The sequence below is a fragment of the Streptomyces cyslabdanicus genome, from assembly GCF_052663305.1.
Genome location: NZ_JBQRUW010000054.1, coordinates 40207 through 60542, shown reverse-complemented (window position 1 = coordinate 60542; position 20336 = coordinate 40207). Strand labels below are relative to the sequence as shown.

21 protein-coding genes are annotated in these 20336 nt (G+C 71.1%); 7 read left to right on the top strand and 14 right to left on the bottom strand.

Translation table 11 applies throughout. From position 1 onward, the window contains the following. Nucleotides 1–67: 67 nt before the first annotated feature. The 4 genes from ligA to ACTYVM_RS29695 all read right to left on the bottom strand — a co-directional run bounded on the left by ligA (nucleotide 68) and on the right by ACTYVM_RS29695 (nucleotide 4619). Complete coding sequence (ligA, locus tag ACTYVM_RS29710) at nucleotides 68–2263, bottom strand: NAD-dependent DNA ligase LigA (protein WP_445528922.1); 2196 nt, start codon at nucleotides 2261–2263, stop codon at nucleotides 68–70. A gap of 15 nt (nucleotides 2264–2278) precedes the next feature. Then, nucleotides 2279–3286 (bottom strand): methionine synthase, encoded by a 1008-nt coding sequence (locus ACTYVM_RS29705; RefSeq protein ID WP_445528921.1) that lies wholly within the window; start codon nucleotides 3284–3286, stop codon nucleotides 2279–2281. A gap of 79 nt (nucleotides 3287–3365) precedes the next feature. Beyond that, on the bottom strand, nucleotides 3366–4064 hold the full coding sequence (locus ACTYVM_RS29700) for an SDR family oxidoreductase (RefSeq protein ID WP_445528920.1): 699 nt from the start codon (nucleotides 4062–4064) through the stop codon (nucleotides 3366–3368). A 15-nt stretch (nucleotides 4065–4079) separates the two neighbouring features. Next, nucleotides 4080–4619 carry an LOG family protein gene (locus tag ACTYVM_RS29695; protein ID WP_445528919.1) on the bottom strand — a complete coding sequence of 180 codons (540 nt, stop codon included), beginning with the start codon at nucleotides 4617–4619 and terminating at the stop codon, nucleotides 4080–4082. 114 nt (nucleotides 4620–4733) lie between these two features. Here ACTYVM_RS29695 and ACTYVM_RS29690 point away from each other — a divergent pair, with 114 nt between their 5' ends. Continuing rightward, nucleotides 4734–5057 carry a DUF427 domain-containing protein gene (locus ACTYVM_RS29690; RefSeq protein WP_445528918.1) on the top strand — a complete coding sequence of 108 codons (324 nt, stop codon included), beginning with the start codon at nucleotides 4734–4736 and terminating at the stop codon, nucleotides 5055–5057. A 36-nt stretch (nucleotides 5058–5093) separates the two neighbouring features. Here ACTYVM_RS29690 and ACTYVM_RS29685 read toward each other — a convergent pair whose 3' ends face one another. Then, the gene (locus ACTYVM_RS29685; protein ID WP_445528917.1) at nucleotides 5094–6296 is read right to left on the bottom strand and encodes an RNA-guided endonuclease InsQ/TnpB family protein; all 1203 of its coding nucleotides are present in this window, start codon (nucleotides 6294–6296) and stop codon (nucleotides 5094–5096) included. Between the two features lie 249 nt (nucleotides 6297–6545). Between ACTYVM_RS29685 and ACTYVM_RS29680 the strand changes: the two genes are divergently transcribed. From ACTYVM_RS29680 to ACTYVM_RS29670, 3 genes are all read left to right on the top strand, one after another. Further along, on the top strand, nucleotides 6546–7325 hold the full coding sequence (locus ACTYVM_RS29680) for an alpha/beta fold hydrolase (RefSeq protein ID WP_445528916.1): 780 nt from the start codon (nucleotides 6546–6548) through the stop codon (nucleotides 7323–7325). Between the two features lie 366 nt (nucleotides 7326–7691). Continuing rightward, nucleotides 7692–8630, top strand: coding sequence for a ketopantoate reductase family protein (locus tag ACTYVM_RS29675; protein WP_445528915.1), 939 nt, complete (start codon nucleotides 7692–7694; stop codon nucleotides 8628–8630). Between the two features lie 87 nt (nucleotides 8631–8717). Next, nucleotides 8718–9251: an SRPBCC family protein gene (locus ACTYVM_RS29670; protein ID WP_445528914.1), complete on the top strand. Its 534-nt coding sequence runs from the start codon at nucleotides 8718–8720 to the stop codon at nucleotides 9249–9251. Between the two features lie 22 nt (nucleotides 9252–9273). Here ACTYVM_RS29670 and mnmA read toward each other — a convergent pair whose 3' ends face one another. Next, on the bottom strand, nucleotides 9274–10410 hold the full coding sequence (mnmA, locus tag ACTYVM_RS29665) for a tRNA 2-thiouridine(34) synthase MnmA (RefSeq protein WP_445528913.1): 1137 nt from the start codon (nucleotides 10408–10410) through the stop codon (nucleotides 9274–9276). Nucleotides 10411–10469: 59 nt separating this feature from the next. On the opposite strand from mnmA, the gene ACTYVM_RS29660 reads away from it, so the two are divergent. Then, nucleotides 10470–11129: an N-acetylmuramoyl-L-alanine amidase gene (locus ACTYVM_RS29660; protein ID WP_445528912.1), complete on the top strand. Its 660-nt coding sequence runs from the start codon at nucleotides 10470–10472 to the stop codon at nucleotides 11127–11129. A 51-nt stretch (nucleotides 11130–11180) separates the two neighbouring features. On the opposite strand, the gene ACTYVM_RS29655 is transcribed toward ACTYVM_RS29660, so the two are convergent. The 3 genes from ACTYVM_RS29655 to ACTYVM_RS29645 are packed head-to-tail and all read right to left on the bottom strand — an operon-like array spanning nucleotide 11181 to nucleotide 12890. After that, entirely contained in the window at nucleotides 11181–12350 is a 1170-nt protein-coding gene (locus ACTYVM_RS29655) for a cysteine desulfurase family protein (RefSeq protein ID WP_445528911.1), read from the bottom strand. A gap of 58 nt (nucleotides 12351–12408) precedes the next feature. Then, nucleotides 12409–12675 carry a DUF4190 domain-containing protein gene (locus tag ACTYVM_RS29650; protein ID WP_445528910.1) on the bottom strand — a complete coding sequence of 89 codons (267 nt, stop codon included), beginning with the start codon at nucleotides 12673–12675 and terminating at the stop codon, nucleotides 12409–12411. Between the two features lie 50 nt (nucleotides 12676–12725). Continuing rightward, the gene (locus tag ACTYVM_RS29645; RefSeq protein ID WP_400037619.1) at nucleotides 12726–12890 is read right to left on the bottom strand and encodes a hypothetical protein; all 165 of its coding nucleotides are present in this window, start codon (nucleotides 12888–12890) and stop codon (nucleotides 12726–12728) included. A 113-nt stretch (nucleotides 12891–13003) separates the two neighbouring features. Between ACTYVM_RS29645 and ACTYVM_RS29640 the strand changes: the two genes are divergently transcribed. After that, nucleotides 13004–13630 carry a TetR family transcriptional regulator gene (locus ACTYVM_RS29640; protein ID WP_445528909.1) on the top strand — a complete coding sequence of 209 codons (627 nt, stop codon included), beginning with the start codon at nucleotides 13004–13006 and terminating at the stop codon, nucleotides 13628–13630. A gap of 33 nt (nucleotides 13631–13663) precedes the next feature. Here the strand turns inward: ACTYVM_RS29640 and ACTYVM_RS29635 are convergent, their stop codons facing one another. Beyond that, a complete protein-coding gene (locus ACTYVM_RS29635) occupies nucleotides 13664–14533 on the bottom strand; it encodes a thioesterase family protein (RefSeq protein ID WP_445528908.1) in 870 nt (289 codons plus the stop codon). A 152-nt stretch (nucleotides 14534–14685) separates the two neighbouring features. Between ACTYVM_RS29635 and ACTYVM_RS29630 the strand changes: the two genes are divergently transcribed. Then, the gene (locus ACTYVM_RS29630; RefSeq protein WP_445528961.1) at nucleotides 14686–15924 is read left to right on the top strand and encodes an alpha/beta hydrolase; all 1239 of its coding nucleotides are present in this window, start codon (nucleotides 14686–14688) and stop codon (nucleotides 15922–15924) included. Here ACTYVM_RS29630 and ACTYVM_RS29625 read toward each other — a convergent pair. From ACTYVM_RS29625 to ACTYVM_RS29610, 4 genes are all read right to left on the bottom strand, one after another. Next, nucleotides 15833–16489, bottom strand: coding sequence for a trimeric intracellular cation channel family protein (locus tag ACTYVM_RS29625; protein ID WP_400037613.1), 657 nt, complete (start codon nucleotides 16487–16489; stop codon nucleotides 15833–15835). The genes ACTYVM_RS29630 and ACTYVM_RS29625 overlap by 92 nt on opposite strands. Nucleotides 16490–16616: 127 nt before the next feature. Then, nucleotides 16617–18170, bottom strand: coding sequence for an ABC transporter ATP-binding protein (locus tag ACTYVM_RS29620; RefSeq protein ID WP_445528907.1), 1554 nt, complete (start codon nucleotides 18168–18170; stop codon nucleotides 16617–16619). A gap of 23 nt (nucleotides 18171–18193) precedes the next feature. Continuing rightward, nucleotides 18194–19276: an ABC transporter ATP-binding protein gene (locus ACTYVM_RS29615; protein WP_445528906.1), complete on the bottom strand. Its 1083-nt coding sequence runs from the start codon at nucleotides 19274–19276 to the stop codon at nucleotides 18194–18196. Next, entirely contained in the window at nucleotides 19273–20283 is a 1011-nt protein-coding gene (locus tag ACTYVM_RS29610) for an ABC transporter permease (RefSeq protein WP_445528905.1), read from the bottom strand. The genes ACTYVM_RS29615 and ACTYVM_RS29610 overlap by 4 nt, the downstream gene beginning before the upstream one ends. Between the last annotated feature and the right edge of the window lie 53 nt (nucleotides 20284–20336).

Genomic DNA, 20336 nt, shown 5'->3' with positions numbered 1-20336 from the left:
GGTTGCCCGAATGCGCCCCGGCCACCCGTATGCATCTGATATGCACCGAACGCGCGGAGTTCAACCCCTACTCGCCGGCCGGAAGGGCGACTTCGGCCGCCGCGTCCGGTCCGCGCTCCAGGAGGACGGCGAAACCGTCCTCGTTCAGCACGGGCACCTTGAGTTGCATCGCCTTGTCGTACTTCGAACCGGGGTTGTCGCCCACGACCACGAAGGAGGTCTTCTTCGAGACCGAGCCGGTCACCTTCGCTCCCCGGCTCTGCAGCGCCTCCTTGGCGCCGTCGCGGGTGAACTGCTCCAGGGTGCCGGTCACCACGACCGTCAGTCCCTCGAGCGGGCGCGGGCCTTCGTCCTCGCCGGAGCTCTCCTCCTCCATGCGGACACCGGCCTCGCGCCACTTGCGCAGGATCTCCTGGTGCCACTCCTCGGCGAACCACTCCTTGAGCGAGGCGGCGATGATCGGGCCGACGCCCTCCGTGTTCGCCAACTCCTCCTCACCAGCCTGCTCGATGCGGTCGATGGAGCGGAACTCCCGGGCCAGCGCCTGGGCCGCGACCGGTCCGACATGACGGATCGACAGGCCGGTGAGCACACGGGCGAGCGGGCGCTGCCGGGCGGCCCGGATGTTCTCCAGCATCGCGAGCGCGTTCTTCCTGGGCTCGCCCTGCTGGTTGGCGAAGACCGTGGCGATCTTCTCCTCGCCGGTCTTCGGGTCGCGCTTGGGCAGACCGCTGTCCTGGTCGAGGACGTAGGCCTTGATGGGCAGGAGCTGCTCCATCGTCAGGTCGAACAGGTCGCCCTCGTCCTTCAGCGGCGGCTCGGCGGGTTCGAGCGGCTTGGTGAGGGCGGCCGCGGCGACATAGCCGAAGTGCTCGATGTCCAGCGCCTTGCGGCCCGCGAGGTAGAACAGACGCTCGCGCAACTGGGCCGGGCACGCCCGCGCGTTGGGGCAGCGCAGATCGACGTCGCCCTCTTTCATCGGCCTCAGCGGCGTACCGCACTCGGGGCACTCGGAGGGCATCACGAACTCGCGCTCGCTGCCGTCGCGCAGGTCGACGACCGGCCCGAGGATCTCCGGGATGACGTCACCGGCCTTGCGCAGCACGACCGTGTCCCCGATGAGCACGCCCTTGGCCTTGACGACGTCCTGGTTGTGCAGGGTGGCGAACTCGACCTCGGAACCGGCCACCGTCACCGGCTCGACCTGCGCGTAGGGCGTGACCCGACCGGTGCGGCCCACGCCCACACGGATGTTGACGAGCTTGGTGTTGACCTCCTCCGGCGCGTACTTGTAGGCGATCGCCCAGCGCGGCGCGCGCGAGGTGGAGCCCAGGCGGCCCTGGAGCGGGATCTCGTCGAGCTTGACGACGACGCCGTCGATCTCGTGCTCCACGGAGTGGCGGTTCTCGCCGTAGTGGGCGATGAACGCGCGGACGCCGTCGAGGTCGTCGACGACCCTGTTGTGCCGGGAGGTGGGCAGGCCCCAGGACCTGAGCAGTTCGTAGGCCGAGGAGAGGCGGGTCAGGCCCTCGTACCCCTCCAGGGCGCCGATGCCGTGGACGACCATGTGCAGCGGAAGGGTCGCGGTGACCTTGGGGTCCTTCTGGCGCAGCGAACCCGAGGCGGAGTTGCGGGGGTTGGCGTACGGCTTCTCGCCGGCCGCGACCCGGCGGGCGTTGAGGTCCTGGAAGGCCTCCATGGGGAAGTAGACCTCCCCGCGGATCTCCACCAGGCTCGGCACGTGGTCGCCGTCCAGCCGGTGCGGGATCTCGGCGATCGTCATGACGTTGGGCGTGATGTCCTCGCCGACCCGGCCGTCGCCGCGGGTGGCCGCGCGGGTGAGCCTGCCGTCCTCGTACGTCAGGTTGACCGCGAGGCCGTCGACCTTGAGCTCGCACAGGAAGTGGTGGCCGGTGGTGCCCACGTCCTTGGCTACGCGGTCCACCCAGGCGGCGAGCCCCTCGTCGTCGAAGACGTTGTCCAGGGAGAGCATCCGCTGGCGGTGCTCGACCTCGGCGAGGTCGGTCTGGTACGCCACGGCGACCTTCTGGGTCGGCGAGTCGGGCGTGCGCAGCTGCGGGTGCTCCTCCTCCAGTTCCTCCAGTGAGCGCAGGAGCTGGTCGAACTCGGCGTCGCTGATGACGGGAGCGTCCTTGACGTAGTACCGGAAGCGGTGCTCCTCGACCTGCTCCGCGAGCCGCGCGTGCTTCTCCCGTGCCTCGACGGGCACCGCTGTTTCCGCTTGCTGCTTGTCGCCGGCCACCGTGTTGTCCTCCCGTTACTCTGGGTTGTCCGCGAGCGATCTCGCCGCCCGGACGCAGTGGGCGAGCGCCTGGCGCGCGTACGCGGGGGAAGCGCCCGCGAGTCCGCACGCCGGGGTGACCGTGACCGCCTCGGCGAGGAGCTCCGGGCGCAGCCCCAGCCTGCGCCACATCGTCCTGACACCCATGACGCTACCGGCAGGGTCTGACAACGGGCCGTCCGTGCCGGGGACAACACCGGCGAAGAGCCCGGTGCCCGCCTCGACCGCTTCTCCGATCACCTCGTCGTCACGCTCGGTGAGAAGCGAGACGTCGAGGGAGACCCCCGCGGCGCCCGCACGGCGCAGCAGGGCGAGCGGGACGTCCTCGGCGCACGAGTGGACCACGACGGGCCCCTGGTCGTGCGCCCCGAGGACGTCCCGGAGGGTGGCCTCGACGACCTGCCGGTCGGCGGCGCGGTGGGTGCGGTAGCCGCTGGCGGTCCGCACCTGCCCGCGCAGGACGGCGGTCAGGGAGGGTTCGTCGAGCTGGAGGACGAGCCGGGCGCCGGGGACGCGCCTGTGGACCTCCGCGAGGTGGAGCCGCAGCCCCTCGGCGAGCGAGGCGGCCAGGTCCCGGCAGGCGCCGGGGTCGGACAGGACCGCTTCGCCGTTCCTCAGCTCCAGGCCGGCGGCGAGCGTCCACGGCCCCACCGCCTGCACCTTGAGCGCACCCTCGTACCCCTGGGTGAACTCCTCCAGGGCGTCGAGGTCCTCTCCGAGCCAGGACCGTGCCCGCCGGGTGTCCCGGCCCGGCCGGTCCCCGAGCCGCCAGCCGCTGGGCTCCACGCGCGCGTACAGCTCGACGAGCATGCCCGCGGTACGCCCGATCATGTCGGCACCGGGCCCGCGCGCGGGCAGCTCCGGCAGGAAGGGGAAGTCCTCGAAGGTGCCGGTGACGGTCTTGACGGCCTCCCGGGCGTCTCCACCGGGCATGGACCCGACACCGGTGGCGGCACCGAACCTGAACTGGCTGTTGTCACTCACCCGGGAAGCCTACGCAACCCGGCGGGGGCGGGACCGCCTCAGGGGGCGACCTCCTGCGAGGACCGCCCCCGGTCTTCCGTCACCGGCCCGGGCGGACCGTCAGGTCGTTGACCTCCGCGTCCCGCGGCAGGTCGAGCGCCATGACGATGGTCGTGGCGACGGAGTCGGGGTCGATCCACTTCCCGGGGTCGTACTCCTTGCCCTCCTGCTGGTGGATCTTGGCCTGCATACGGCTGGCGGTGCGGCCCGGGTAGACCGAGGTGACCCGGACGCCGCCCGCGTGCTCCTCCTGCCGCAGCGAGTCCGCCAGCGCCTTCAGGCCGTGCTTGGAGGCGGCGTACGCGGACCAGTCGGCGTGGGCGCTCAGGCCCGCGCCCGAGTTGACGAACACCACGTGGCCGCGCGAGGCGCGCAGCTGGGGCAGGAAGAGGCGGGTCAGTTCGGCGGGGGCGATCAGATTGACGTCGAGCTGGTGACGCCAGCTCTTCGGGGTCAGCTCGCCGACCGGGCCGAGGTCGACCACGCCCGCGATGTGGAGCAGGGAATCCACCCGCTCGGGCAGCGTCTGGTGCGAGAACGCCCAGCTCAGCCGGTCGGGGTCGGCCAGGTCGCCGACGAGTGTCCGGGCGCCGGGGAACGCGGCGGCCAGTTCCTTGGCCCGCCCGGCGTCGCGCGCGTGCAGCACGAGCTCGTCCCCGCGCGCGTGCAGGCGGCGGGCGACGGCCGCGCCGATGCCGGAGCCGGCCCCGGTGATCACATGAGTAGCCATGTCCGCCATGCTCGCACCACCGGCTCAGCTGCCGCCGAGCGCCTCGTCCAGATACGCCATCGCGCCCGCGGGCTCCTCGGCGAAGAACACCAGCTCGGCGAGCGGCCGGGGCAGGAACCCGTCCTCCTCCATCCGGCGGAACTGCTGCCCCAGGCCGTCGTAGAAGCCGTCGGTGTTCAGCAGGACCACCGGCTTGGCGGTCCTGCCGTGCTTCTTCAGCTCCAGGATCTCGGTGGCCTCGTCGAGCGTCCCGGTGCCGCCCACCATGATCACGACCGCGTCGGCCTTCTCCAGGAGCAGCTTCTTGCGCTCGGCGAGGTCCCGGGCGATCACCATCTCGTCCGCCCCGGGCCGTGCCTTCGCCGACAGGAAGTCGACCGACACCCCGACGAGCCGGCCGCCCGCCTCCTGCACCCCGTCCGCGACCACCTTCATCAGCCCGGTGTCGGACCCGCCCCAGACCAGGCTGTGCCCGCCCTTGCCGATCAGCCGGGCGAAGTCCCGCGCGGGGCGGGTGTAGCGGTCGTCGAGGTCGGCGGCGGAGAGGAAGACGCAGATGTTCATGGGCCCACGGTACGCGGCGGGTCCACCGGCCCCGTGGACGGGAAGAAGCAGGAACGGCCGGGAAGAAGCGGGGGTGGTGGGGAAGAAGCGGGGGCCGGCGGGTGCTGTACGGGTATGACCCAAGGACACACGATCACGATCCACAAGAGCGGTGAGCACGTGCGTGTGGTGCGCGGCGGCCAGGTCCTCGCGGAGAGCGACCGCGCCCTGGTACTGCGCGAGACCGGGTGCCCCCCGCGCTACTACCTGCCGCCCGAGGACGTACGCCTGGATCTCCTGACGGCGTCCGACACGCACACGTACTGCCCCTTCAAGGGCACGGCGTCCTACTGGTCCCTGCCCGACGCGGCGGACCTGGTGTGGGGCTACCCCGCCCCGAAGCCGGACGTCGCCGAGATCAAGGACCATCTGTGCTTCTACGACGTCGAGGTGTTTTGACTGCTCCCCCTCGCGGGAGGAGAGAGGATTTCTGGCTCAGGCCGCCTCCTGGAGCAGCACTCCAGGAGGTCTTGCGCCCTCGACACCAGCCGGGGCCAGACCAGCCCGGACAAGCATCACGCGGGCGGAGTTCTTGTCCCTGGGACAGACTGCTCCGCACACGGTGCAGGTATAGATGCGTTCCGACAACGGCAGTGCGTGCTTGGCTCTCGCCCCGCACTGCGCGCAGTCCATCGTGCTGTACGCGGGATGCACCAGACGGACGTCCCGCCCGTGCTTGCGGCCCATCTCGATCAAGGCCTGCTTGGTGACGCCGATCGCGGCATCCGCCGCCTTGCCCGCCATGGCGGTGCGGCTGAGGAACTTGGGGTGGAAGTCCTCCACCGCGATGGCATCGTGGTCGGTCACGACCTTCTTGGCCCACTTACGACTGGTGTCCTGCCGCTGACGAACGATCTTTTGGTATACCTTCGCCCGCAGTCTTTTCGCCTCTCGATAGCCCTTTGACGCGGGCTGCCCCTTCTTCGGTTTACGTCGGGCCATCATCCGGTCGTAGCGGCTCAGCTTGGCCTGGGCCTTCTTGCCATGGTGGGCGTGCGGAAGATCGTGGTTGTCCGAGGTGGTGGTCGCCGTCTCTTTTACACCCCAGTCGATTCCGATCACCGCGCCTGTGGGCGGAAGCGGCTGGAGCATGGCGGGGACAACAAAGGACGCGTACCAGTGACCAGTCTTGTCACGGTACACCCGAACGCTCGACGGCTCGGCCGACAAAGCACGGGACCACACCACGGTAAGAACAATGCCGCCAGCCAGGTGCAGGCGCCCGTTCTTGAGACGAAAGCCGCGCCGCGTGTAGTTCAGTGTCGGGTCGGTCTCGCGTTTCTTCTTGTGCTTGGGCATTCCAGCCCGCTGCTTCATGGGCAGCCGGTCTTTGATGTCCTTCAGTGCCTTCGCACGACACTTGCCGAAATCACGGATGGCCTGCTGCTGCGGCACGGAAGAGCCTCCAGCCAGCCACGGCGTCACCGAGCGGGCCCGGGTCAGCATCCTGTCCAGCAGAGCGGGGCCGCACTTTTCCTCGTCGGCGTGGGCCTTCTTCGAACGGGCCACGCACTCGTTCCACACCCACCGGCACCGACCCCACTCTGCCTCCAGCCCCGCACGGGCCGTGGCCGAAACCCGCAGCCTGTACGTGTACCGGGCGGGTCCGGCTCCGTCGGTTCCCTCCATCGCCGTCATGCCGCCACCCCGTCCTGATTAGCCTTCACTCACTGACCGTACGTACGACACCCGCACTCCGGGACGCCTCTTCCGCCACGACACCCCAACCAGCGAAGAAGGGCACATGCGTTCGCTTCGCTCGGCTCTGCCGGACAGGCGGCAAGGGCGCGCCTCGCCGCAGGAAGCGGGATGCGATCGCTCGCCGCCAGAGACATGGCGACGCGATGAACCCGACAAGTTTGCTCTTCCGTGGCAATCTTCACAGCCATGGACACGAAGACCATCTCGCGTGACGGCACCTCCCTCGCCTACCGCCGCACCGGGCAGGGCCCGGTGGTCGTCCTCGTCAGTGGCGCGATGTCGACCGGCGCCACGGTGGCACCGCTGGCGGCGGCGCTGTCGGACCGCGTCGGCGTCGTCGTCTACGACCGCCGGGGCCGCGGCGGGAGCGGTGACACGGCGCCGTACGCGGTGGAACGCGAGGTCGAGGACCTGGCGGCGCTGATCGACGCGGTGGGCGGCGAGGCGGCGCTGTACGGCGCCTCCTCGGGCGGTGCGCTGGCCCTGAGGGCGGCGGCGAGCGGACTGCCGGTCCGTCAGGTGGCCGTCTACGAGCCGCCGTTCGCCGTGTACGAGGGCGGCGAACAGGAACGCGCCGAGTACACCGGAAAGCTGGCGGCGGCGCTCGCCGAGGGCCGGCGCGGGGACGCGGTGGAGCTGTTCCTGCTCCTGACCGGGCTGGCCCCGCAGATGATCGCCAGCGCCCGCCAGTCCCCCATGTGGGCGGGCATGGAGGCGATCGCGCCCACGCTCGCCCACGACGACGCGGTGATGGGGGACGGACTGGTCCCCCGCGACCTGCTGGCCTCGGTCACGGTGCCGGTTCTGTCCGTGGCGGGCGGCGCGAGCCCGGCCTGGCTGCGCGAGGCGGCCAGAGCGATCGCCGAGGCCGCGCCCCGGGGCGCGTACCGGGCCCTGGAGGGCCAGACCCACGCGGTGGAGCCGGAGGTGCTGGCGCCGGTGCTGGCGGAGTTCTTCACTTCCTGAACAGGGCTCCCCCGCGGACCCCCACGCCCGGACGCCGCCCCAGTCCCTCGCGCCCGACGAGCCCACGGGTCGTCACGCCCTGGCGGTGTTCTCCCCGGGCGGGCGAGCACCGGCCGGACGGACGCCGGGCGGAGGGACGCCGGACGGACGCCGGACGGACGCCGGGCGACCGTGTCCCCGGTCGCGGTCGTCCGCCGCGCCCGCGCGCCGCCCGGCCCTCCCGCGGGCCCGGCACGGTCCCCGCCGACGGCTCGGGCCGGGCCGGAAATGCGCGGCGCCGCTTCCTTGTTGGCCTCCACCGAGAAGGCGGCCCGCCCAACGGGTGCCGCCCGCGACCGGATCGCGACCGGAAGGGACACCTCAGCCATGCCCAGCACCACTCCCGACGCCACCGAAGCCACTTCCGCGAGGACTGCTCCCCGCCCCTGCACCGTGGCCGTGCTCGGCCCCGGCGGCGTCGGCGGACTGCTCGCCGCGCTGCTGTCCCGGGCGGGTCACCGGGTGATCTGCCTGGCCGGGGACGCGACGGCGCGGTCCCTGCGCGAGGGCGGGATACGCGTGCGCAGCGGCCAGTTCGGGGACTTCACCGCCGAGGTCGAGGCGGACACCGAGCTGCGGGAACCGGTCGACCTGTGCGTGGTGGCCGTCAAGCACACCAGCCTGGACGCCGCACTGGACCGGGTCCCACCGGCCATGCTCGGCGCGGACGGCCTCGTCCTGCCGCTCCTCAACGGCGTCGAGCACCCCGAAACGCTGCGCCGCCACTACGGCGACGACCGGGTGGCCGCGGGCGTCATCCGCGTCGAGTCGACCCGCGTGGCGCCCGGGGTCGTCGAGCACGGCAGCCCGTTCACCGAGATCGACCTGGCCGGGGCGGGTACGGATCGGCTCACCGGCCTGGCCGCCGTGCTGGAGTCCGCCGGGGTGCGCAGCCGCGTGGCCGGGTCCGAGACCGCCGTCCTGTGGGCGAAGCTGGCCTTCCTCGCCCCCTTCGCCCTCCTCACCACCCGCTACGGCGTCGCCATCGGCGCCGTCCGCACCGATCACCGCGAGGAACTGCTCGCCCTCGTCGACGAGATCACCGCCGTCGGCCGCGCCGCCGGGGCACCGCTCGACCCGGACCGGACCCTCGCGATGTACGACGCGTTTCCGGCCGGGATGAAGTCCTCGATGCAGCGCGACGCCGAGGCGGGCCGCCCCCTGGAGCTCGACGCGATCGGCGGCGCCGTACTGCGCACCGCGAAGCGGCACGGCGTTCCGGCGCCGACCGCCGCCCGGCTGGTGTCCGAACTGCCGCACGTGTGACCAACGTGACATATTTCAGGGAGAGTTGGCGAGCCTAGACTCCCCGTGCGGAGGCGGCGAACGACCGCGTCCGCACGGGGAGCAGCCATGCGTTACGCCGACCGGCCCAGCATCCACCGCGAGGTCCACATCGCGGCGGAACCCTCACGGGTCTGGGAAGTCGTCACCGATGTCGAGGCCATGACCGGGTGGAGTCCCGAGCTGGTGGGCGTGGAGTGGCAGGACGGAGCCGACCGGCCGGTGCCGGGCGCCCGTTACCTGGGGCACAACAAGAACCCGATCGTGGGCGAGTGGCGGACCCTCTCCCACATCACGGAGGTCGTCCCGGAGCGCACCCTCACCTGGTGCGTGCTGGACCCCGACGGACGCTACGGCAAGGCCAGCGAGGATCCCGAGGACCGGATGTCCACCTGGTCCTTCGCCCTGACCCCGGCGCCGGAGGGCGGCACCGTCGTGCGCCAGTCGGTCACGATCGGCCCCGGCCGCTCCGGCCTGAGCGCGTACATCGACCAGGCCCCCGACCAGGAGGAGGCGATCATCGCCTACCGCCTGGACGACCTCGGCAAGGGCATGGACACCACCCTGACAGGCATCAAGGAGACGGCGGAAGGCCGGTCCTAGCCGGGCCGGCCGCGGTCCGGGATCAGAGGGCCGTGGTCGGCTCCTTCGCCCGGATCGTCGAGGCGATGGTCGCCGAGCCCACCACGCGCGTGCCGTCGTACAGCACGACCGCCTGGCCGGGCGCCACGCCGCGGACCGGCTCGGTGAAGGTGACCCGGAGTTCGCCGCCGACGAGTTCGGCGGTGACCTCGGTCTCGCCGCCGTGGGCGCGCAGTTGGGCCGTGTAGGTGCCGGGGCCGGACGGAGCCGTGCCGCACCAGCGGGGCTTGATCGCGGTGAGGCCGGTGACGTCCAGGGCGGAGGCCGGGCCGACCGTCACCGTGTTGGTCACCGGGGAGATGTCCAGGACGTAGCGCGGCTTGCCGTCGGGGGCCGGGGTACCGATGCGCAGGCCCTTGCGCTGGCCGATGGTGAAGCCGTACGCGCCCTCGTGGGTGCCGACGACCGCTCCCGACTCGTCGACGATGTCGCCCTCGGCCTTGCCCAGGCGGCGGGCCAGGAAGCCCTGGGTGTCGCCGTCGGCGATGAAGCAGATGTCGTGCGAGTCGGGCTTCTTGGCGACGGCCAGGCCCCGGCGCTCGGCCTCCGCGCGGATCTCGTCCTTGGTGGTGAGCGTGTCCCCGAGCGGGAACAGGGCGTGTGCGAGCTGCTGGTCGTCGAGGACGCCGAGGACGTACGACTGGTCCTTGGCCATGTCGGAGGCGCGGTGCAGCTCGCGGGTGCCGTCCTCGTTCACGACCACCTTGGCGTAGTGGCCGGTGCAGACCGCGTCGAAGCCGAGGGCGAGCGCCTTGTCCAGCAGCGCCGCGAACTTGATCTTCTCGTTGCAGCGCAGGCACGGGTTCGGGGTGCGGCCGGCCTCGTACTCGGCGACGAAGTCCTCCACGACGTCCTCGCGGAAGCGCTCGGCGAGGTCCCACACGTAGAACGGGATGCCGATGACGTCCGCGGCGCGGCGGGCGTCGCGCGAGTCCTCGATGGTGCAGCAGCCCCGGGCACCCGTACGGAAGGACTGCGGGTTCGCGGAGAGCGCGAGGTGGACGCCGGTGACGTCGTGGCCGGCTTCCGCGGCGCGCGCGGCGGCGACGGCGGAGTCGACCCCGCCCGACATGGCGGCGAGGACGCGGAGGGGGCGGGAGCGCTGCGGGATGTCAGTCATAGCCCTTCCAGAGTACGGGGCGCGGGAACCGGGGCCGTCCGGGCTGCGTTGAAGATCGCGTGGGGGCGAAGAAGGCGGATCCGAAGCGGCGGCTGGGCCGACGGGCCCTGCTGGTCGGCGGGGTGGCACTGGTGGTGGGCGGGGCCGCGCTGGAGCGCAGCGGGCTGTCCCGGCTGTGGTGGCGGCTGCCCGGCGCGCAGAAGCCGCGGGTGGCGGGCGCGGTCGACTTCGCGGGCGCGCGGTGGGTCGCCGCCTCGCCGGCGAACTACCGGTTGGCGGACCGTCCGGACGACTACCGGATCGACCGGGTCGTCATCCACGTCACGCAGGGCAGCTACGCGAGCGCTGTGAAGGTCTTCCAGGACCCGGGACACGGGGCCGCCGCGCACTACGTCGTCGGCGCGGACGGGCAGGTCACGCAGATGATCCGCGAGCTGGACGTGGCCTTCCACGCGGGCAACCGGGCGTACAACGAGCGGAGCGTCGGCATCGAGCACGAGGGCTTCGTCGACGACGCCTCGTCGTTCACCGACGCGATGTACGCGGCCTCGGCGCGGCTGACGGCCGCGATCTGCGGCCGGTACGGCATATCCGTCGACCGGGAGCACATCGTCGGCCACGTCGAGGTCCCGGGCACCGACCACACGGACCCGGGCCGCCACTGGGACTGGGACCGCTACATACGCCTGGTCCGCGCGGCCAGAACCGCCCGGACCTGAAGCAAGGGGCCCGCCCCGCAGGACCCGAACTGCCGGTCCCGTTCCGTCGGCCTACGTCAGGCCGGCCGCACGGGCTCGTTCGACCGCCGGGCCGATGGCCTTCGCCACCGCGTCGATGTCGGCCTTCGTGGAGGTGTGGCCGAGGGAGAAGCGGAGGGTGCCGCGGGCCAGGTCCGGGTCGGTGCCCGTGGCGAGCAGCACATGGCTGGGCTGGGCGACGCCCGCGGTGCAGGCGGAGCCGGTCGAGCACTCGATGCCCTGGGCGTCCAGCAGGAGCAGCAGGGAGTCGCCCTCGCAGCCGGGGAAGGTGAAGTGGGCGTTGGCCGGGAGGCGGCCCTCCGGTGCCGGGTCGCCGCCGAGGATCACGTCCGGGACCGCCGAGCGCACAGCCGTGACCAACTCGTCGCGCAGCGCGCCGATCTCGCGGGCGAACCACTCGCGCCGCTCGGCGGCGAGCCGGCCGGCCACGGCGAAGGAGGCGATGGCGGGCACGTCGAGGGTGCCGGAGCGGACGTGCCGTTCCTGGCCGCCGCCGTGCAGGACCGGCACAGGGGTGTACTCGCGGCCGAGGATCAGCGCGCCGACGCCGTACGGGCCGCCGATCTTGTGGCCGGACACCGTCATCGCGGCCAGTCCGGAGGCCGCGAAGTCGACCGGGACCTGCCCGAAGGCCTGCACCGCGTCGGCATGCATCGGGACCCCGAATTCGGCAGCCACGGCGGCCAGTTCGCGCACCGGCAACAGCGTGCCGATCTCGTTGTTGGCCCACATGACGGTGGCCAGGGCCACGTCGTCGGGGTTGCGGGCGATGGCCTCGCGCAGCGTCTCGGGATGGACGCGGCCGTGGGCGTCGACCGGCAGGTACTCGACGGTGGCGCCCTCGTGCTCGCCGAGCCAGTGCACGGCGTCGAGGACGGCATGGTGCTCGACGGGGCTGGCCAGGACGCGGGTACGGGCCGGGTCGGCGTCGCGGCGGGCCCAGTACAGGCCCTTGACGGCGAGGTTGTCCGCCTCGGTGCCGCCGGACGTGAAGACGACCTCGCTGGGACGGGCGCCCAGCGCCTCGGCGAGGGTTTCTCGGGCCTCCTCGACCCTGCGGCGGGCCGCGCGCCCGGACGCGTGGAGGGAGGAGGCGTTGCCGGTGAGACCCAGTGCCGCGGTCAGCGCCTCTGCCGCCTCCGGGAGCATCGGGGTGGTCGCCGCGTGGTCGAGGTAAGCCATGGTGAGCCTGATTCTACGGGCGCCGCCGGCCTGCCTGGAGATCAGGATGGGCCAGGTGTCACAGGCTCCAGGACAGGGTGTTGTCCATCTGCACGAAAGCCAGCAGGACCACGAGGTCGGCGATGCCCAGGGCGACGCCGAGCCAGGCACGGCCGCGGCGGGTCGTGCCGCGCCACAGGGCGGCACCGGCCAGGACGATGGCGACGGGGCCGAGGAACAGGTTGAGGACGAGCAGGCCGAGCAGGCCGAGGACGAAGGACGCGACGGCCATGCCGTCGGCGTCGTGCGTGCCGGTGCGGCGTGCGGCCGGTGCGGTGAGGTGCATGGCGGGTCTGCTCCAGACGGTCGTGGGGAACGGGCCGGGCGGGCAAGGCGTCAGCGGGAGGTGCCGCGCCTGCGGCCGTGGCGCTCGCGGAGCGCGAAGACGCCGAGCCAGACGGCGATCACCACGGCGGCGACGGCCGTGAGGTCCAGCGGCGCGTGGGCCACCGTGCCCAGGACGACACCGAACAGCAGCAGTGCGGCGACGAGGAACAGCATGAGATCGGATCCCCCTTGTCGGTGAACGCTTGTAGTTACATTTGTTCACTGACTACCCAGTCTAACGCGGTGCCGGCTTTGACAATCCGGAGAACACTTGTTGACTGAATGGCATGAGTCACACTCCCGGCGTCCGGCAGGCCCAGAAGCAGAGGACCCGACAGGCCCTGATGGACGCGGCGTTGGGGCTGCTGGAGGAGCAGAGCCTGAGCAGCCTCGGGCTGCGCGAGGTCACCCGCGCCGCCGGCGTCGCCCCGACCGCCTTCTACCGCCACTTCCACTCCACCGCGGATCTCGGCGTGGCCTTGGTCGAGGAGGCGCTGAGCAGCCTGCACCCGATGATCCGGTCGACGGTCTCCGCGGCGGACGACAGCGAGCAGCGCATCACGCGCGCGGTCCGGCTGATCGCCCGCCATGTCGAGACGTACCCCGCCCACGTCCGCTTCATCGCGCGAGAACGCCACGGCGGGGTGCAGCGGGTGCGGGAGGTCGTCCGCGACCAGCTGGCCCGGTTCGCCCGCGAGGTGAGGGACGAACTCGCCGAGGACTCCCAGTCCGCGGGGTGGAGCGAGGACGACCTGCTGATGCTCGCCCAGCTGTACGTCGATCAGATGCTGATCACCGGCTCACTGCTCCTGGAGGCGCTCGACGCCCCCGAGGAGGAGCGCGAGCGCGTCTGCCGGGTCGCGGCCCGGCAGCTGCGCCTGATCAGCATCGGCCGCCGGCACTGGCTGGAGTGACGGTCCGGCCGGGCGCCGCCGGGGCGCGACCGTTCAGTCGAGCCGGACCCGCGCGAGCTGCCGGGACTGCGCCACCAGCCGGTCGGCACCGTCCCAGACCTCGGCGTCCTCCTCCAGGAAGCCGCCGGCCAGGTTGCGGGTGGTGATGGACACGCGCAGCGGGCCCGGCGCCGGGCGGCAGCGGACGTGCACGGTCAGCTCGACGGTCGGCACCCAGCCCGTGATGCCCAGCTCGAACGCGGTCGGGGGCAGCGCGTCCACCGCGAGCAGCAGGGAGAGCGGATCGTGGTCCCGGCCGTCGGCGAGGCCGAACCAGGCCCGCATCTCCCCCTTCCCGGAGGGCGAGCCGAGCGCCCAGCCGAGGGTGGCGGGGTCCAGCTTGAGCATCAGGCGGTCGGTGATGGCCGAGCCGCCGGGTACGGGCGCGGGGGCGTCGGGGGCGTCCTGGGCGCCGAAGCACTGCTCCAGGGGCGGGATCGCGGGCGGCTTCGCCGAGGTGCGCACATCGTCGGGAAGCGCGTCGAGGTCGCCGTAGGAGGCCAGGACGCGGATGCGCTCCACCTCGCGGCCGTCGTCGTCGCGCTGGAAGAGGGAGGCCTGGCCGGTCGACAGGGTGCGGCCGTCGCGGACCACGTCCGTGCGGACGACGGCGGGACCGGGCCGGGACGCGGTCAGGTAGTGCGCCGAGATCGTGAACGGGTCCGGGTGCGGCAGGGCGTCCGCGAGCGCGCGGCCGAGGACGGCCAGCAGGTACCCGCCGTTGACGGCGTTGGCGATCGTCCAGCCGGCGGAGAGGTCGATGCCGTAGACACCGGGCTCGCTCCGGGTGAGCGCGGTGTCCCGATCGAACTCGCTGTCGCCGATCATGGCCCGGGCGGCCGCGGCGGTGGCTGCTTCAGACATGGGTGAACGGTACAACAGGTCACTACTAAGCGGTAGCTTTTGCCCGGTGTGCTCATATGACGATTAGTTCACCGGGTGAGAATCAGGCCATTTCTCGGTAAGTGTCCGTACTCGCCCGTAACCCCGAGGTCCTGTTCTCCCTCTATGGGGACATGAGCCTCACCGGGACTCCGTTCCTGTACACCGCCATCGCACTGGCCGTGGTCGCGCTGGTCCTGCCGTTCGTCCTGTGGACGCGGTTGAAGGGCCCCCGAGCGCTGCGTGCGGCCGTCCGGGCGCTGATGCTGGTCTTCGCCCAGGCCACGGCCATCGCCCTGGTCTTCGTACTGGTGAACAACGCCAACAACCTGTACGACAACTGGGCCGACCTGCTCGGCACGGGCAACCATGTGCAACAGGCCGCCGACCTGGGCACCGACGGCACCGGAGGCATCGCCTACCGGGAGCTGCCCCGGGTCGTGCAGAAGTTCGGCCCGGCCGAGGGGCCCGGGATGCGTGCGTCCGGCGGGGTCAGGGTCACCCAGCTCAGAGGCCGGGTCTCGGGGGTGAACGCCGAGGTCTACGTGTGGCTGCCGCCCCAGTACGACGACCCCGCCTACAAGAACAAGCGGTTCCCGGTGGTCGAGCTGCTGTCGGGCTACCCGGGCTCGGCCAAGGCCTGGTTCGGCTCCCTGAAGGTGCACGAGCAACTGGAACCGCTGATGCGGAGCGGGCGGATCGCCCCGTTCATACTGGTGTCGCCGCGCACCAACCTGATCGCCAGGATCGACACGGGCTGCGCCAACATCCCGGGCACGGTGAACGCGGACAGCTGGCTGAGCATCGACGTACCGAAGATGATCACGGACAACTTCCGTGCCCAGTCCGCTCCGAACGGCTGGGCCACGGCCGGTTACTCGGCCGGGGGACACTGCGCGACCAAGCTCGCCGTCGCCCACCCCGACCGCTACCGGGCCGCGGTGAGCCTGTCCGGCTACAACGACCCCATCGGCGAACGCGGTTCGCTCGCCGCCCAGACCCTCCGGCTGCGGCGCGCGAACAACCCCTACGTCCTGCTGAAGAACTACCGCACCCCGCCGCACATCGCGCTCTACCTCTCGGGGCAGAGCGGCGACGGGTACCAGGCGGGCGTCGCCCTGGCGCGGATCGCCAAGCCTCCGACGCACGTGCGCGTGGTCTTCCTGCCGCGCAGCGCGGGCGGCCACAGCATGGCGCTGTGGCGCCCCCAGATCCCGGCGGCGTTCCGCTGGCTGACCAGGCAGCTGGGGCCGCGCTCACCCCATCACGTCCGGACGGCGCTCACTCCTCCCGTACGGTCGAGCGGCGGTTCCAGGCCCGCGGAGCTCGCCAGTGATACCGCATCGCGAGCAGCCTCAGGACGAAGGCAGTGACCACCGCGAGCCCGCTGGTGAACGGGTTCAGCGCGTCGTAGTGGATGCACAGCACCACCATGGTGGCGCCGACGATCGCCGGGACCGCGTACAGGTCGCGGTCCCAGCGCAGCAGCGACGGGACCTCGTTGGCGAGCACGTCCCGCAGCACACCGCCGCCCACGGCGGTGGCCATGCCCAACGTCGCCGACGCGGTGAGGTTCAGCCCATAGGCGTACGCCTTCGTCGTGCCGGCCACGCAGAACAGGCCGAGCCCGGCCGCGTCGAACACGTACACCGCGGTCTGGATGCGCTCCATGTGCGGGTGCAGGAAGAAGACCACGAGCGCGGCGAACAGGGGGGTGAGGAAGTAGCCGAGGTCGGTGAAGGCGGCCGGGGGCACGGCCCCGATGACGATGTCGCGGAACAGCCCTCCGCCCAGCGCGGTGACCTCGGCCAGGACGGCGATGCCGAACACGTCGAAGTTCTTGCGGACGGCCAGCAGCGCGCCGGAGATGGCGAAGACGAAGATGCCGACCACGTCGAGCGTGTGCTGGACGGAAGGGCTGAACAGTTGCTGAAGCACGCCACATTCTTACTCGCGGCCGGTTCGCCCCCGAACACGACGGAACGGGAGAGTGCGACCGCCGGTGTGCCACCGGCTCCGCACTCTCCCGCTCGATCACGCGCGCGACTCCGTCGAGCCGCGCCGCCTACTTCCCGCTCGGCTCCTGAGAGCCGGAGTCGCCGGCGTCGTCGCCACCGTCGGCACCGGACTCCGCGGACCCGGAGCCCTCACCCGAGGTCTCCGAAGACCCGGCAGGCTCAGAGGCCCCGGCGGACTCCGTAGACCCGGCGGACTCCGAGGACTCGGCGGATTCCGAGGACTCGGCGGATTCCGAAGTCCCGGCCGACTCGGAGGACCCGGAGGACTCGAAGGACTCGGCGGACTCCGAGGACTCGGAGGATTCCGCGGATTCCGAAGTCCCGACGGACTCGGACGACTCGGCGGACTCCGAGGTCCCGGCGGACTTGGCGGACTCCGAGGTCCCGGCGGACTTGGCGGACTCAGCCGGATTCGGCGTCTCGCCGACCTCCGCGGCGACCGCCGCCGACGTCGCCGCCGACTCCGCAAGGACCTCGTCGGCCACGAGCTCCGCGGCCTCCTTGGCGACCGTGAGCAGCACGGTGTCCTGCGGGGCCTGGTCCTCGAAGTTCTCCGGGTGGTGGCAGGCCACCCGCTGACCGGGCCTCAGCTCCTTGAGCGGCGGCTCGGTCGTACGGCAGATCTCCGTCGCCTTCCAGCACCGGGTGTGGAAGCGGCAGCCGCTCGGCGGGGACATCGGTGAGGGCACGTCGCCCTGGAGCAGGATGCGCTCGCTCTTGGCGTTCTTGCGGCGGGGGTCCGGGATCGGGACGGCCGACATGAGCGCCTTGGTGTACGGGTGCATCGGCGCCTTGTACAGCGAGTCCCGGTCGGCCAGCTCCACGATCTTGCCGAGGTACATCACCGCGATCCGGTCCGAGACGTGCCGGACGACCGACAGGTCGTGCGCGATGATCACATACGTCAGGCCGAGCTCCTGCTGGAGGTCGTCGAGAAGGTTGACGACCTGCGCCTGGATCGACACGTCGAGCGCGGAGACCGGCTCGTCCGCCACGACCAGCTTCGGCTTGAGCGCGAGCGCCCGGGCGATGCCGATGCGCTGGCGCTGACCACCGGAGAACTCGTGCGGATAGCGGTTGTAGTGCTCGGGGTTGAGACCGACCACCGACAGCAGCCGCTGCACCTCCTTCTTGATCCCGCCCTCGGGCTCGACGCCCTGGAGCCGGAAGGGGGCGCCGACGATGGTGCCGATGGTGTGGCGCGGGTTCAGCGACGAGTACGGGTCCTGGAAGATCATCTGCACGTCGCGGCGCAGCGGACGCATACCGCTCACACCGAGGTGCGTGATGTCCTTGCCCTCGAACTCGACCGTGCCCGCGGTCGGTTCGAGCAGCCGCGTGATCAGCCGGCCCATCGTCGACTTGCCGCAGCCGGACTCGCCCACGACACCGAGGGTCTCGCCGGAGCGGACCTCGAAGTCGATGCCGTCGACCGCACGCACCGCGCCGACCTGGCGCTGCAGCAGGCCCTTCCGGACCGGGAAGTGCTTCTGCAGGCCGGCCACCTTCAGCAGAACCTCGCCCGGGGCGGCGTCCTTGGTGAGGGTGGCCGTACCGGAGGCCTGCTCCTCGGCGCCGTCGCTCTGTGCAGGGATGCTCACTGCGTTGTCCTCTGCGTTCTCACTCACAGCTTCGGCGCAATCTCTTCGGTCCAGATCCGCTCCCGCTGCTCCTGCGTCATGTGGCAGGCGGCCCAGTGCCGGCTGCCGACCTCGGTCAGCTCGGGGCGGACCGTGCGGGTGACGTTGTCCTTCGGGACGTCGGCGTACGGGCAGCGCGGGTTGAACGCGCAGCCGGACGGGACGTTGATCAGGGAGGGCGGGGAGCCCTTGACCGGGATGAGCCGGTCCTGCTGCTCGCGGTCCAGACGCGGCATCGAGCCGAGCAGGCCCCAGGTGTAGGGGTGCCGGGGCTCGTAGAACACCTGGTCGGCCGGGCCGCGCTCGACGCAGCGGCCGCCGTACATCACCAGGAGGTCGTCGGCCATCTCGGCGACGACGCCGAGGTCGTGCGTGATCATGATGACCGCGGAGCCGAACTCCTTCTGCAGGTCGCGGATCAGATCGAGGATCTGCGCCTGCACGGTGACGTCCAGAGCCGTGGTCGGCTCGTCCGCGATGAGCAGTTCGGGGTTGTTGACCAGCGACATCGCGATCATCGCGCGCTGGCGCATACCGCCGGAGAACTCGTGCGGGTAACTGTCCGCACGCTTGGCCGGCTCGGGGATGCCCACCCGGTCCAGCATCTCGATCGCGCGCTGCTTGGCGGCCTTCTTGGAGACGTTGTGGTGAACCCGGTAGGCCTCCACGATCTGCTGCCCGACCGTGTAGTACGGGTGCATCGCGGACAGCGGGTCCTGGAAGATCATCGCCATCTTCCGGCCCCGCAGGCGGCGCACCTCGTCGGGGTTGGCGCCGATCAGTTCCTGCCCGTCCAGCCAGACCTCGCCGGAGACCGTGGCGTTGGCCGAACGGTGCAGGCCCATCACGCCGAGCGAGGTGACGGACTTGCCGGACCCGGACTCACCGACGATGCCCAGGGTCGCGCCCCGGCGGACGTCGAAGCTGACGCCGTCCACCGACTTGACCAAGCCGTCGTCGGTGTTGAAGTGGATACGCAGATCGCGCACGGAGAGGAACGCGTCGTCGGCGTCGGAGGATGCGGCGGTGGCCGGTTCGCCGGACGTCGCCTTGTCGAGCTTGCTCACGAGAACCTCACGCGGGGGTCGATGGCTGCGTAGACCAGATCGACGAGGAGATTGCAGAGGACGATGAAGAACGCGGCGACCAGGGTCACGCCCATGACGATGGGCAGGTCGTTGTCCCTGATGGCCTGGATGGAGTACGCGCCGATCCCCTGCAGGGAGAAGACGGTCTCGGTGAGCACCGCGGAACCGATGAGGATTCCGAAGTCCATGCCGAAGATGGTGACGATCGGGGTCAGCGCGGCTCGCAGGCCGTGCTTGGTCACCACCGTCGTCTCCTTGAGTCCCTTGGCGCGCGCCGTTCTGATGTAGTCCTCACTCATCGTCTCCAGCATGCCCGCCCGGGTGAGTCGCGCGTAGAGGGCGGAGAAGAGGAACGCGAGACTGATCCACGGCAGCAGCAGATGCCACGCCCAGTCGGCCGGGTTCTCGGTGAACGGCACGTAGTCGGTGCTGTCCCAGATGGGCCACTGGTACACAAAGAGTGCGTTGACGATCTGACCGGTGAAGAAGATGGGCAGCGAGACGCCGGCGAGCGCGATGAACATCGCGATGCGGTCCACCGGCTGGCCCTTGCGCAGCGCCGAGATGACGCCGGTCGTGACGCCGAAGATCAACCAGATCACCGCTGCCCCGACGGCCAGCGAGAAGGAGATCGGAATCCGCTGCTGGAGCTCGGGCCAGACCTCGATGTGACTCTTGAAGGAGTACCCGAAGCAGGGCGCGCCGCAGTGCGATGCGTCAGGGCCGAACTTGTAGTCGGCGCCCACGAACAGGCCCTTGATGTAGTCCCAGTACTGGATGTAGATGGGGTGGTCGAAACCCAGGTTCTTCTTGATCGCGGCGACGGACTCGGGGTTGGCGTCCTTGCCGACGTACTGGGTAGCCAGCTGGGTGGCTGTCTGGCCGCCCAGACGGGGGACCACGAAGAAGATGGCGAAGGTGACTGCGCTGACCACCAGCAGCAGTACCAATGCGCCGAAGACGCGTCGGATGATGTACGCAGCCACAGCTGTGCGGCTCCGGGTGGCCGGGGCGGGGTGTGTCCGCCCCGGCCACCCGG